Source organism: uncultured Maribacter sp., from assembly GCF_963974015.1.
In the GTDB taxonomy this organism is placed as follows: Bacteria; Bacteroidota; Bacteroidia; order Flavobacteriales; family Flavobacteriaceae; genus Maribacter.
The window spans coordinates 70,423-83,556 of sequence record NZ_CAXBBZ010000006.1 but is presented as its reverse complement, the minus strand read 5'-3'; the positions used below and the strand labels follow the sequence as shown (position 1 = coordinate 83,556).

Annotated in this window: 12 protein-coding genes; 5 read left to right on the top strand and 7 right to left on the bottom strand. The window is 33.5% G+C overall.

Going from position 1 to position 13,134, the window contains the following annotated elements; all coding sequences use genetic code 11:
* Positions 1 to 6 precede the first annotated feature (6 nt).
* On the top strand, positions 7 to 2,742 hold the full coding sequence (locus AACZ41_RS10870) for an AsmA-like C-terminal region-containing protein (RefSeq protein ID WP_339628476.1): 2,736 nt from the start codon (positions 7 to 9) through the stop codon (positions 2,740 to 2,742).
* On the opposite strand, the gene AACZ41_RS10865 is transcribed toward AACZ41_RS10870, so the two are convergent.
* Positions 2,735 to 3,529, bottom strand: a complete 795-nt coding sequence (locus AACZ41_RS10865) for a DUF2797 domain-containing protein (RefSeq protein WP_091623448.1) — start codon at positions 3,527 to 3,529, stop codon at positions 2,735 to 2,737. The genes AACZ41_RS10870 and AACZ41_RS10865 overlap by 8 nt on opposite strands.
* Before the next feature lie 79 nt (positions 3,530 to 3,608).
* Between AACZ41_RS10865 and AACZ41_RS10860 the strand changes: the two genes are divergently transcribed.
* Together AACZ41_RS10860 and AACZ41_RS10855 are read left to right on the top strand one after the other, a co-directional pair.
* Positions 3,609 to 5,123: a GH3 auxin-responsive promoter family protein gene (locus tag AACZ41_RS10860; protein WP_339628475.1), complete on the top strand. Its 1,515-nt coding sequence runs from the start codon at positions 3,609 to 3,611 to the stop codon at positions 5,121 to 5,123.
* A gap of 253 nt (positions 5,124 to 5,376) precedes the next feature.
* The gene (locus tag AACZ41_RS10855) at positions 5,377 to 5,934 is read left to right on the top strand and encodes a hypothetical protein (RefSeq protein WP_339628474.1); all 558 of its coding nucleotides are present in this window, start codon (positions 5,377 to 5,379) and stop codon (positions 5,932 to 5,934) included.
* A 77-nt stretch (positions 5,935 to 6,011) separates the two neighbouring features.
* On the opposite strand, the gene clpX is transcribed toward AACZ41_RS10855, so the two are convergent.
* From clpX to AACZ41_RS10825, 6 genes are all read right to left on the bottom strand, one after another.
* Positions 6,012 to 7,247 (bottom strand): ATP-dependent Clp protease ATP-binding subunit ClpX, encoded by a 1,236-nt coding sequence (gene clpX, locus AACZ41_RS10850; RefSeq protein ID WP_339628473.1) that lies wholly within the window; start codon positions 7,245 to 7,247, stop codon positions 6,012 to 6,014.
* Between the two features lie 87 nt (positions 7,248 to 7,334).
* On the bottom strand, positions 7,335 to 8,015 hold the full coding sequence (gene clpP, locus AACZ41_RS10845; protein ID WP_091623437.1) for an ATP-dependent Clp endopeptidase proteolytic subunit ClpP: 681 nt from the start codon (positions 8,013 to 8,015) through the stop codon (positions 7,335 to 7,337).
* An 88-nt stretch (positions 8,016 to 8,103) separates the two neighbouring features.
* Positions 8,104 to 9,426 (bottom strand): trigger factor, encoded by a 1,323-nt coding sequence (tig, locus tag AACZ41_RS10840; protein ID WP_339628472.1) that lies wholly within the window; start codon positions 9,424 to 9,426, stop codon positions 8,104 to 8,106.
* 100 nt (positions 9,427 to 9,526) lie between these two features.
* Positions 9,527 to 9,874, bottom strand: coding sequence for a phage holin family protein (locus tag AACZ41_RS10835; protein WP_339628470.1), 348 nt, complete (start codon positions 9,872 to 9,874; stop codon positions 9,527 to 9,529).
* 30 nt (positions 9,875 to 9,904) lie between these two features.
* Entirely contained in the window at positions 9,905 to 10,687 is a 783-nt protein-coding gene (locus AACZ41_RS10830) for an alpha/beta fold hydrolase (protein ID WP_339628469.1), read from the bottom strand.
* Entirely contained in the window at positions 10,684 to 11,397 is a 714-nt protein-coding gene (locus AACZ41_RS10825; protein ID WP_339628468.1) for a pyridoxine 5'-phosphate synthase, read from the bottom strand. Before AACZ41_RS10825 ends, AACZ41_RS10830 begins: the two co-directional genes overlap by 4 nt.
* Positions 11,398 to 11,489: 92 nt before the next feature.
* On the opposite strand from AACZ41_RS10825, the gene AACZ41_RS10820 reads away from it, so the two are divergent.
* Both AACZ41_RS10820 and AACZ41_RS10815 read left to right on the top strand, forming a co-directional pair.
* On the top strand, positions 11,490 to 12,146 hold the full coding sequence (locus AACZ41_RS10820; protein WP_339628467.1) for a CBS domain-containing protein: 657 nt from the start codon (positions 11,490 to 11,492) through the stop codon (positions 12,144 to 12,146).
* A 1-nt stretch (position 12,147) separates the two neighbouring features.
* Positions 12,148 to 13,029, top strand: coding sequence for an NAD kinase (locus tag AACZ41_RS10815; protein WP_339628466.1), 882 nt, complete (start codon positions 12,148 to 12,150; stop codon positions 13,027 to 13,029).
* The last annotated feature ends 105 nt before the right edge of the window (positions 13,030 to 13,134 follow it).

Sequence of the window (13,134 nt, the reverse complement as noted above, 5' to 3'; positions counted from 1 at the left end):
AATACTATGGGTAAGAAAATATTGAAAATTGTAGGTGTAATTGTATTGTTGATAATAGCAGTACTTATTGCAGCACCTTTTTTCTTAGAGGCAAAAATTGGTGATATAATAAAAAATAACGTCAATAATAATGTGAATGCTACACTCGATTTTTCAGAAGCAGAATTGAGTTTATTTAGTAGTTTTCCTAATGCTGAAGTGAAATTTAAAAATGTAGTTTTAATCAATAAAGCTCCTTTTGAGGGAGATACTTTGTTTAAGGCCAACACGCTAGATTTAACTATGGGTATTATGCAATTGTTTAAGGGCACTGAAGATGCTATTGAAATTAATAATATTTATTTAGAAGGTGCATTGATGAATGTAGTCGTTGATAAAGATGAGAACGCTAATTACGATATTGCAGTAGCTTCTGAAAATACAACGGTTGAAGAACCTACTAGTGCAGATGGTTTTTCTTTTGATTTACAGTCATATGAGATTTCAAACTCTAAAATTTATTATACAGATAAGTCTACAGGTATAACTTTCAAGTTAGATGATATTCAACATATAGGAACAGGCGATTTATCTCTGGCTACATCAGAGTTAGACACACATACCGATGCTTTAGTTTCGTTTGAAATGGATAGTGTAAGTTATCTGAATAAAAACAAGGTGAAGTTAGACGCCTTAATAGGAATAGATTTAACCCAAAATAAATATTCCTTTTTAAAGAATGAAGCTGTTGTTAATCAGCTTCCGTTAGTATTTGACGGTTTTGTTATTGTGAATGATGAGAATCAAGAAGTAGATATAAACTTCAAAACACCTTCTTCAGATTTCAAAAACTTTTTGGCGGTAATACCAGAAATTTATTCTAAGAATATTGAAAATGTTACTACTACGGGTGATTTTATTGTAAATGGTAATTTTAATGGTATTGTAGACGATGCCCATATTCCTAAATTTAATATAGACATTAAATCAAATAATGCATCTTTCAAATATCCAGATTTACCTAAAGCGGTGCGTAATGTCTTTTTTGATATTCAATTGAATAACAAAACGGGTATCACAGAAGATACTTATGTCGATATTAATAAAGCTTCATTTATGATAGATGAGGACAAGTTTAATCTTACGTCCAATATTACCGAGCTTATGGGTAATACTAAAGTAAAGGCTCATGTAGACGGCTCGATGAACTTGGCTAATATTTCAAAAGCATATCCTGTACCAGCCGGGTATGATTTAAAAGGCCTTTTGAAAGCAGATATTACAACTGCCTTCGATATGGCTTCCGTTGAAAAAAAGCAATATGAAAAAACGAATACAACTGGAGAATTAAGTGTTGCTAACTTTGAATATAACTCTGATGAACTTGCTAATCCTGTTAAATTTAATAAGGCAAGTTTAACGTTTAATCCGAAAACTGTCGCATTAAATAGTTTAAACGGTACTACAGGTAAAACTGATTTTGATGTTACCGGGACTATTAATAACCTTTTAGGGTTTATGTTTAATGATGAAAAGGTGGAAGGTAATTTTAATTTAAAATCGAACACCTTTGCTTTGAATGATTTCATGGTAGCTGAAGTAGAAACCACAACACCAATAGAAAAGAACGATAGTGAAAGTGGGGTGGTGGTCAAAGAAGAGAAAATTAAGATACCTTCATTTCTTGATGCTACCATTAATGCAAATGCAAAACAAGTATTGTACGATGATATTGTTTTAAGTGATGTCACTGGAATTTTGATGATAAAAGACGAAACGGCTATATTGAGCAATATGACCTCTGGTCTTTTTGGGGGTAAAATGGCTTTTAACGGTGAGGTTTCAACTAGAGGTGAGATTCCGACCTTCGTCATGAAATTAGATTTAAACCAATTAGGCATTGAAGAAACGTTCAAGTCAGTTGAATTATTTAAGTCATTAGCGCCTATTGCACAGATATTGAAAGGGAAGTTTACTTCGGATATTTCATTATCGGGGAATTTAACAGATGATTTATTACCTAATCTATTATCATTAAGTGGAGACCTTTTTGCAGATATAGCTACCGATGAGATTAATACGGAATCTGCTCCACTTCTAAATGCTTTAGTTTCAAAATTGAATTTTATCGACTTAAAAGAACTAAATCTTAAGGAATTAAAAACATCTCTTTCTTTTAAAGATGGTCTGGTTGCCGTAAAACCATTTACGATTAATTATAAGGATATCGCTATAAATATTGATGGGAGCCACACTTTTGATAAAAAGTTAAACTATAAAGCTACGTTACAGGTTCCTGCAAAATATCTAGGTTCTGACATTACCAAATTAATTGATAGAATTGATGATTCAGCTTTGCAAGATTTGACCATACCTGTTATTGCAAATATTGGAGGGGTATATAATAGTCCTCAAGTGACCACAGATTTAACCTCAGGCATAAAGCAATTGACCACGAAGTTGGTAGAGATTGAAAAGCAGAAGCTTATTAATAAAGGCACTGATAAGGCTAAGGATTTGATAGGGGGTATTTTAAGTGGTAATCAAGCTAAATCAGATTCAATTAAAAAAGATACAACTTCGAATAAACAAAAGGCCAAGGATATTTTAGGCGGAATACTTGCTATCAAAAATCCAAAAGATAGTACAGCGGTTAAGAAAGACTCAGTTTCTGCTAAGAACGAGAAGGAAGTAGTAAAAGAAAAAGCGAAAGATATTTTAGGTGGTTTGCTGGGTAAAAAGAAAAAAGATACAGTTAATTAACTGTTAGGCCTACATAATAACCCTCACTACCTCTAATATTAAATACAGTGTTATCTTCGAATATAAGATACTGTCCTTTTATTCCTTTTAATTTACCTTCATATAAAGGTGTTTTATCAAGATTAAGGCTTTTGACTTTAGTGGGATATTTCAATACCGGGAACTCTATCTGGGTTTCACTTTTATTGTCTAAATAATAAGGAAGAGCTTCTTCAGGAATGTATTGCTTTAATTTTTCACGCCATTCTAAAAGATTCTCATCTACAATATTATTGGTTAGCATAGTGCGCCAATTTGTTTTGTCGCCAACATGATTTTTTAAGGCTACTTCGGTAATACCTGCAAGATACCTGTTGGGTACTTCTACGATTTCAATAGCTTCATGAGCACCTTGGTCAATCCACCTTGTGGGTATTTGCCCTTTTCTGGTAACACCAACTTTAACGTTACTTGAATTGGCTAAGTAAACAATGTGTGGTTGCAATTGTACTTTTTTCTCATACGCTAAATCTCTATCTTCTTGGTCTAAATGGGCTGTGCTCAATTCTGGGCGCATAATCCAATCTCCCGCAGAGGGTATTTCAAAGAAACATGTTTTACAAAAACCTTGTCTATAAATAGGTCTATCATTTCCGCAGTTGAGACATTGGAATTTTATAAATTCTATTTTTAGGTTTTTATCGAGGACTTGATTTACATTTAGAAAATCAGATTCAAACAACATATAATATTGTATAGGATGACCAATTTCTGTTTGCATTTTTTTTAGTACTCCTTCGTATTGCATGTTTATTCTGCTTATTGTATGGTCAATTTGAAAATGATACTTAGATACGCTATTTTTAGCAATACAAAGATACCGATAAATGCCAATTACTTTATTTAATTCCATTGCCTCTTGGTTGTTGAAGAAGCGTTATCATCAGATAGAACTTTTTTTAAAGTACCCAGAAGAGGTTCAAGAAGAAGTTTTACTGCAATTGCTCGAATTTGCAGAAGACACAGAAGTTGGTAGAAAGTACGAATTCGATTCTATTGAATCCTATAACACATTTAAAGAACGTTTGCCAATCGTGTCTTATGAAGAAATTGAACCAATAATTGAGCGTACTCGAAAAGGTGAACAAAATCTTTTTTGGCCTACCAAGGTGAAGTTGTTTGCAAAAAGTAGTGGAACCACTAATGCAAAAAGTAAGTTTATTCCCGTTAGTAGTGAAGCATTAGAGGACTGCCATTATAAATCAAGCAAAGATTTACTATGCCTTTATTTAAACAATAATGAAAATTCACAATTGTTTACGGGTAAAAGTCTTCGATTAGGGGGTAGTAAAGAGCTCTACGAGGACAATGGCTCTTTTTTTGGTGATCTGTCTGCCATTCTTATAGATAACATGCCGTTATGGGCAGAATACAGTAGTACGCCTAGTAATAAGGTTTCTTTAATGAGTGAATGGGAAAGTAAGCTGATGGCCATTATTCATGAAAGTGTACAAGAGAATGTAACTAGCCTTGCAGGTGTTCCATCATGGATGTTGGTATTGATGAATAAAGTTTTAGAAGAAACAGGAAAAGAGAATTTATTTCAAGTATGGGAAAATTTAGAGGTGTACTTTCATGGCGGTGTAAATTTCAACCCATATAAAGAACAGTATAAAAAAATACTTCCAAATGATAATTTTAGGTATTATGAAATATATAATGCTTCAGAAGGATTTTTTGCTATTCAAGATAGAAATAATGAGGAAGATCTTTTACTCATGTTAGACTATGGTATTTTTTATGAGTTTATTCCGATGGATGTTTATGGCACAATAAAGCAGGAAGCTATTCCGTTGTGGGAAATTGAAGTAGGGAAAAATTATGCAATTATCATCACGACGAACTCTGGTCTATGGCGCTATAAAATTGGGGATACTGTTAGGTTTACTTCTAAAAGTCCTTATCGAATAAAGGTTACTGGGCGTACCAAACATCATATCAATGTTTTTGGTGAGGAATTGATAATTGAAAATGCAGAAGAAGCGTTGAAAATAGCTTGTGCTAAAACCGAGGCTGAAATTATGGATTATACTGCCGGACCTATTTTTATGGTAGATAAAGAAAAAGGAGCTCATGAATGGATAATGGAATTTAGAACCTTGCCAAAAGATTTTAATTCATTCATTAATGTATTTGACAATGCATTGAAATCACTCAATTCAGATTACGAGGCAAAACGACTTAATAATATTACCTTAAACCTACCCTTGGTTCATATTGCCCGTAAAAACTTATTCTATGATTGGTTAAAGGCAAATAATAAACTTGGCGGTCAACATAAAATACCACGACTTTCCAATAAACGTGATTATTTAGAAGAGCTTTTGCGTATGAACAGGTAATTTGCCCTATATACACTATTTTTTAGCCCAATCACAACAAACTTTTATTTCGGTTCAATAGTTGAGCTAACTTTACTATGGTTTAAGAGGTTAAGTGATAGCTATTTGAATTGCTGCTTTTTAGTATAAGAATTCTCAATAAAAGGGACTACAACGATAATTTTATACGAGTAAACAATTAAATAGTGATAAGTGAAGCTAAAAATCCAACTTGCTGTAGGAAAACTTGACCAAACTTTAAAATACTATTATTATGGCACAGAAATTAGTGATTGTTTCAGATATGTGGGGCGCTAAGAAAGGGTTATGGATTACTTCATATTTAGGATACCTTCAACAGTATTTTGATATTACTTTTTATGATAGTCAACAATTGGCCAATCTCGATATACTAGTTCAGTCAGAAGAAAATGTTCATAGTGCTTTTGTTAATGGTGGTATTGATACAGCTGTTTCTCATTTGTTGAAAAAAGAGAAAGAACCATGTTATTACCTTGCTTTTAGTACAGGAGCCACAATTGTTTGGGAAGCTGCAAAAAAAGGATTACTTGTTAAGTCGTTTTATAGTGTATCAGCTACTAGAATTCGTCTAAAAAATGAAAGGCCAAATGTTCCATTTCAATTGGTGTATGGTGTAAATGATCCATTTAAGCCAAGTGAAGAATGGGCTGATAGATTAGGTATCGATATGGAAGTGGTTTCCAATTATGGCCATACACTTTATTCTGATGAGAAAATTATACAAAAAGTGTGCTTAGATTTATTACAAGAAGTAACGCAAATAGCACCACAAATTAAGAAAGTGGTCTAGTATAAAATATAGAAATTGAACGTATAAAAAGCGTGGATATATATCCATGCTTTTTATATATAATATTCAGATCTTAATTAAGAAACTGCTTTTAACTTTTTTACGGTATCGTAAGATAATTTTTCTTCAGCATAAGGTTTCGTTACTTTGAACGTTGTGTCTTCTGTACTTGGCATCTCGAACATTGCATCTGTAAAGATTGCTTCACATAACGATCTTAAACCTCTAGCGCCAAGCTTGTATTCAATTGCCTTGTCTACAATAAAGTCTAATGCCTGTTCAGTGATGGTGAAAGTAATATTATCCATTGCAAACAGTTTCTCGTACTGTTTAATGATTGCATTTTTGGGCTCTGTCAAGATTGCTCTTAATGTTTTTTTGTCTAATGGATTCATATGCGTAAGAACTGGAAGTCGACCAATGATTTCAGGTATTAGTCCGAATTCTTTTAAATCTCTAGGTATTATATATTGTAACATATTGCTAGTGTCCAAAAAGTTATCAGATTTTGAAGCACTATAACCTACAGCTTGCATATTCAAACGTTTTGTAATTGCACGTTCAATACCATCAAATGCTCCACCAGCTATGAATAGTATGTTTTCAGTATTAACTTCGATAAATTTCTGATCAGGATGCTTTCTTCCACCTTTAGGCGGAACATTGACTACAGTACCTTCTAATAATTTTAAAAGCCCTTGTTGTACCCCTTCACCAGATACATCTCTAGTTATAGACGGGTTGTCACCCTTACGAGCTATCTTATCTATTTCATCAATAAATACAATTCCTCTTTCAGCTTTTTCAAGATTGTAATCTGCTGCCTGTAAAAGACGTGTTAAAATACTTTCTACATCTTCACCTACATAACCAGCTTCGGTCAATACTGTAGCATCAACTATGGCCAATGGTACATTAAGTAATTTCGCAATAGTTTTTGCCATTAGGGTTTTACCTGTACCGGTTTGCCCTACCATTATAATATTGCTTTTTTGAATCTCTATATCATCTTCTTTTGAAGATGGTTGAAGTAATCTTTTGTAGTGATTGTAAACAGCTACTGACATTACTTTTTTTGTTCGTTCTTGCCCAATAATAAAGGTGTCTAAGAACTCCTTGATCTCTTGAGGCTTTTTTAAGACTAGTTCAGAAGAAAGATCATTTGTTTTTGTCTGTTTTGATTCTTCAGCAACAATGCCGTGAGCCTGCTCTATACAACGGTCACAAATGTGTGCGTCAAGACCTGCAATCAACAAATTAGTTTCTGGTTTTTTTCTACCGCAGAATGAACATTCTAAATTTTCCTTTGCCATTATCTTACTTCTCTACTCTATTCCTAAACGATTGAAAATCGTTTTTGGTTTAAAATTCATTTATTTATTTGATTCAAGTAGTAGGAATTATTTCTTATCCCTTACCAAAATTTCATCGATCATACCATACTTAAGGGCTTCGTCAGCTTTCATCCAATAATCACGATCACTATCGTCACGTACTTTTTCAATATCAGTATTGGAGTGTTGAGCTATGATTTCATATAATTCATCTTTTAATTTTAAGATTTCTCTTGCGGTAATTTCAATATCACTCGCTTGGCCTTGAGCACCACCCATTGGTTGGTGGATCATGACGCGAGAATGTTGTAAACCACTACGTTTTCCTTTTTCACCAGCGCATAATAAAACAGCACCCATTGAAGCGGCCATACCTGTACAAATAGTAGCCACATCAGGCGTAATGAATTGCATGGTGTCATAAATACCTAAACCTGCGTATACACTACCTCCTGGTGAGTTGATGTAAATTTGAATATCTTTTTTAGCGTCAACACTTGCTAGAAACAATAATTGTGCTTGTATGATATTTGCAACTTGATCGTTGATACCCGTACCCATGAATATGATGCGATCCATCATTAAACGCGAATAAACATCCATGGCAACAACATTCATAGACCTTTCTTCAATAATGTTAGGCGTCATGTTTGTTGGGTACATGCTGCTCATTATTGTGTCGTAATATGTACTGCTAATACCTTGGTCGTTTATAGCGAAATTCTTGAATTCTTTTCCGTAATCCATAAATTGTATGTCTATATTTTTAGAGTAAAAAAAGGTGCCGAAAATTTCATTTCCGGCACCGTAAAGATACTTAATTTATTGTTTGGAATTATCCGTAAACTTCTTTCACGAAATTTTCATAGGTAACTTCCTTTGTCTTAAGGTTTGCTTTTTCCTTATATAGATTCAATAGTTTTTGACTCATCAATTGTTCTGAAAGTCTTTTTACTTCATCTTGGTTGCCAAGAACGCGAGCAGCAATGTTGTCTAATTCTTCTTCTTTTGGGTCTAATTGACCGAATTGAGCCATTTGCGAACGAATAAATCCTTTAGAGAATTCTTTCAACTCATCGAATTGAACCTGTAATTCATTGTCACGAATAATTTTACCTTCTATAAGTTGGTAGCGTAATCCTTTTTCAGATTTTGCATACTCCTCAACCGCTTGCTCCTCAGATAAAGGCTCTTCGCCTGTCATCTGTATCCATTTGGTTAAGAAACCGCTCGGCAGTTCAAATTTAGTGTTATCAATAAAGTATTCTGTAACATCGTTCAATAATTTTTGATCAGACTGTTGTTCAAATTGTTTTTCAGAATCTTCTTTAATACGCTCTTTTAATTCCTTCTCAGTTTTTACGCTGTCAGGTCCAAATAATTTATCGAATAACTCTTGGTTCAGCTCTGCAGCTTCTCTTTTGTTTATTTCCGAAATCGTAAAAGTCACCTCGGTATCTAAAGATTCAGCCTTATTTTTATCAATGCCTAAAGCACTAGATAGCATATGGTCTTCATTGAATAATCCTTTGGTTTTTAAAGTAATAACATCACCAACTTTTTTTCCTTTCAACGCATCTAAAGCTTTTTTGCTTTTTAGTTTGTCGGTTTCCAACATGGTTTTGTTGTCAATTTCTTCAGCTTCGTTAAAGAAAGTACCACTAACTTCGTCATTTTCACTAACTACATCTTTGCTTACAAGCTTACCGTATTGCTTTTGAATACGTTCTACTTGCTCATCAATCATCTTCTTATCGGCAACAATCTTGTATTGAGTAATCGCTTTTTTGGTTTTCAATGAAACTTCAAAATTTGGAGCTAAACCTAGTTCAAATTCAAAAGCTAATTCATCTTGGTCCCAATCAAAGTTATCTTGTTGTTTTGGTAATGGATTTCCAAGAACGTCTAATTTTTCTTCGGTAAGGTATTTGTTAAGATTGTCTTGCAACAATTTATTTACTTCATCGACCAATACGGCTTTGCCATATTGTTTTTTAATAAGGCCCATTGGTACTTGACCTTTTCTAAAACCAGGTATATTGGCTTGCTTCTTATAATCCTTTAAAATAGTATCTACCTTATCTTGGTAATCGTCTTTTGTGATAGCAACTTTAACTACTGCATTTAAATCGTCTATCTGCTCTTTCGTGATATTCATTCCTTATTATCTATTTGCATGTATAAAATGGGATGCAAAAATACTATATTTTGCAAAGTCAACCAATTTTTTAAAGTATTGAATTTCAAATCAAAAGCAACTAAGACTTATCATCATTTAGCAATGAAAAAAAGATGGATTGTAAAAAGGATAACAAGAGGCTAAAAATCAATGCCCACCATATGTTACTTACAACAAAACCGTCAATTAGCTTATCGGCAAGCAGAATGATTATGGCGTTTATAATTAGTAAGAAAAGGCCGAAGGTGACAATGGTTACAGGTAAGGTCAAAATTACCAATATTGGTTTTACTAAAAAATTCAGTAAACTTAGAACAACGGCTACAACAACAGCGGTCATAAAACTATCTACAGAAACATTTGGTAAAACATTTGCTAAGATAATTACGGATAAAGCGCTTAAAAGTATTCTTAGAATTAGTTTCATATCTATTGATTTATTGTGTTATTAATTATTTTAATTTTTTGTTTGATTGAAAAAAGTTAATGATTTTTCAAGGAATTCTTCAGGATTTTCTGCGTGTAGCCAATGGCCAGCATTACTTATAGTTTCTATTGTTGCCGCTGGAAAATGCCTATTGATAATTTCAACATCATTTTTTGTTACATACTCAGATTGGTCACCTCTTAAGAAAAGTGTTGGTCCGTCGTAAAAGTCTGTACTGTTAATATTGTCGCCTATCTCTTCCATTTTTTTGCTCAAAACCTCTAGATTGAACCTGAAGCACAATTTTTTATCTTCATTTCTAAATAGGTTTTTTAGTAAAAATTGTCGCGTGCCGAAATCTGAAATATATTTTGTTAGTTGGTCGTCTGCATCTTTTCGCGATTTCAAATTATTGGTATCAATCGAGTTTAAGCCATCCATTATGTTTTGATGATGCGGTGGGTAAAATTTTGGAGCAATGTCGGCAATTAATAATTTACTGATTCTTTCGGGGTGAGAGCAAGCAAATTGCATTGCCGTTTTTCCTCCCATAGAATGCCCAATAAGTATAGTGCTTTGAATTTTATGATGATTCATATAATTTAGTAGGTCATCTGAAAGAATATCATAATCAAAATCGGGTGAATGAAAGCTTTTGCCATGATTACGTTGATCAATCAAATGAACTTGAAATCCGTTTTCAGCATATGAAGTGCCTAGTGTTTTCCAATTGTCAAGCATTCCTAAAAATCCATGTAGAATGCATAGCGGTTTGCCTTCTCCTAAAATTAATGAATGTAAAATTTTCTTCATTTTAATCTATGTAAATACATGTTCACGACATTATCAAGGCCTAAATATAATGCTTCACTAATAAGCGCATGACCTATTGATACCTCTAGTAAATTAGGGATTTTTTTTGCAAAATATTGAATATTGTCTAAGCTTAAATCATGGCCAGCGTTAATTCCGATGCCTAATTCGGTAGCACACTTAGCGGCTTCAATGAATGGTTGTATTGCTTTTTCTTTACGTAGCTCATAATTGGCGGCATAGCTTTCGGTGTACAATTCTATTCGGTCTGTACCTACCTCTGCAGCGCCACGAATCATGATTGGGTCGGGATCAACAAAAATAGAGGTACGTATACCAGCTTGTTTAAAGGTTTTGATGACATCGGTTAAAAAATCCTTATACTTAATTGTATTCCAGCCTGCATTCGAAGTTATTGCTTCAATCGAGTCGGGCACTAAAGTGACTTGTTCTGGCTTTAATTCAAGGACTAAATCGATGAATTTTGGAATTGGATTGCCTTCAATATTGAACTCGGTTGTTACAATATTTTTCAAATCTCTAGCATCTTGGTAACGAATATGACGTTCGTCTGGTCTTGGGTGTATGGTAATGCCTTGAGCACCAAAACTTTCTAAGTCTTTTGAAACCTTTAGTAAATCAGGTACATTGCCTCCACGGGCATTCCTAAGGGTTGCTATTTTGTTTACGTTAACGCTAAGTTTTGTCATTATGTCTTATTTACCTTTTAAGAGCTTCAAAAATACAAATAAGGCACGCCTTTTGATATTATTAATTGTTATTTTGCGTTATAATCAAGCCTATGCATATTCAAGAACATATCATTACTACAATTCCTGTATTTGAGATAAAGGATACTTTTGAAAAAGTATTGGAGTTTTTTCAAGATACAACTTACTCACATGTTGCTATTGTAGAGGAAGGAAGGTTTTTAGGTGTTTTCTCGGAAAATGATGCGGAGGCATTGCTTCCAGAGACTAAAATTGAGAAGCTTAGATATGAGCTTCAAAGCTTTTATGTTCGAGACGAAACCAATTGGCTTGATGTCTTAGAGGCGTTTGCTCGAAATGAGGCTAATCTTTTGCCTATTTTGAATGAAAAAGAAGAAGTTGTAGGTTATTATGATCTTACCGATATAGTTGCTGTTTTTATTGATACGCCATTTTTTACGGACCCAGGTAGTATTCTAGTGGTTGCAACTGGTATTAAAGATTATTCGTTTAGTGAAATTGCTCAAATAGTAGAGAGTAATAATGCTAAACTTATTGGTGGTTTTATCACTGATACACAGAATGATATTATTCAAGTTACATTAAAGATTACTACTGAAAACTATAATAAGGTTGTTCAGACTTTTAGAAGATATAATTATCATATTCTTTTTGGTAATAGTGATGATCAGTTTCTTGAAGACCTTAAGGAGCGTTCGGATTATTTAGATAAATACCTCAATGTATAGTATGAAAGTAGCTATATATGGGCAAACATATCAAGATAATGCGATAGAATATCTAGTTGAATTATTAGATGAATTGCATAAAGAACCTTCAGAAGTGTTTATAGAAAAAGATTTTTATGAGCTATATCGTAAATTAGAATCTTCAAAAATCTTTCCAACTTTTACAATGACGAGTGGGCTAAATTCCACTTTTGATATGTTCGTTAGCTTTGGTGGGGACGGCACAATCTTAAGAGCAACAACATTTGTTAAAGATTTAGGTATACCTATAGTAGGGGTTAATACAGGTAGATTAGGCTTTCTATCTACTTTTAAAAAAGAAGATGTTAGAAAAGTAGTTCGGGAATTTAAAGAAGGGGCTTATGCTATTGTAGAGCGTAGTTTAGTTCAATTAAATACAAAAGAGCTTGATGTTGAATTTGGTGACCTCAATTTTGCACTTAACGAAATTACGGTGAGTCGAAAAGATACTACCTCGATGATAACCGTAGAAACGTATTTAAATAATGAATATCTAACTTCCTATTGGGCAGACGGATTAATCATTTCGACACCAACGGGTTCTACAGGGTACTCATTAAGTTGTGGTGGTCCTGTAATTGTACCAACGGCAAAATCATTGGTTTTAACACCTATTGCACCACATAATCTTAACGCTCGGCCACTAGTAATTTCAGATGATACTGTAATACGTTTAAAAGTTTCCGGTAGAGAGGAAAATCATTTAGTGTCTTTGGATTCTAGAATCGCTTCGTTAGAAAATGGACAAGAAATTACAATTAGTAAGGCGCCATTTACTATTAAAATGATAGAGTATACTTCAGAAAGTTTTTTAAAGACCCTGAGAAATAAGCTGCTTTGGGGCGAAGATAGGCGAAATTGAGCCTTGTTTTAAACAATAAATGACCTTAATCGCTGTTTATCTTTTGAGAACAAGAAATATTTCCCACTTTCTGTTTTTGAAAGGGGACGGGTTATAATTGTAAAA

Coding starts and splice junctions, on each gene's coding strand:
- AACZ41_RS10825 (WP_339628468.1), bottom strand. CDS start 11,397: ATGACAAAACTTAGCGTTAACGTAAACAAAATAGCAACCCTTAGGAAT.
- AACZ41_RS10870 (WP_339628476.1), top strand. CDS start 7: ATGGGTAAGAAAATATTGAAAATTGTAGGTGTAATTGTATTGTTGATA.
- AACZ41_RS10835 (WP_339628470.1), bottom strand. CDS start 9,874: ATGAAACTAATTCTAAGAATACTTTTAAGCGCTTTATCCGTAATTATC.
- AACZ41_RS10865 (WP_091623448.1), bottom strand. CDS start 3,529: ATGCAATACGAAGGAGTACTAAAAAAAATGCAAACAGAAATTGGTCAT.
- AACZ41_RS10830 (WP_339628469.1), bottom strand. CDS start 10,687: ATGAAGAAAATTTTACATTCATTAATTTTAGGAGAAGGCAAACCGCTA.
- AACZ41_RS10855 (WP_339628474.1), top strand. CDS start 5,377: ATGGCACAGAAATTAGTGATTGTTTCAGATATGTGGGGCGCTAAGAAA.
- clpX (WP_339628473.1), bottom strand. CDS start 7,247: ATGGCAAAGGAAAATTTAGAATGTTCATTCTGCGGTAGAAAAAAACCA.
- AACZ41_RS10820 (WP_339628467.1), top strand. CDS start 11,490: ATGCATATTCAAGAACATATCATTACTACAATTCCTGTATTTGAGATA.
- tig (WP_339628472.1), bottom strand. CDS start 9,426: ATGAATATCACGAAAGAGCAGATAGACGATTTAAATGCAGTAGTTAAA.
- AACZ41_RS10815 (WP_339628466.1), top strand. CDS start 12,148: ATGAAAGTAGCTATATATGGGCAAACATATCAAGATAATGCGATAGAA.
- AACZ41_RS10860 (WP_339628475.1), top strand. CDS start 3,609: ATGCCAATTACTTTATTTAATTCCATTGCCTCTTGGTTGTTGAAGAAG.
- clpP (WP_091623437.1), bottom strand. CDS start 8,015: ATGGATTACGGAAAAGAATTCAAGAATTTCGCTATAAACGACCAAGGT.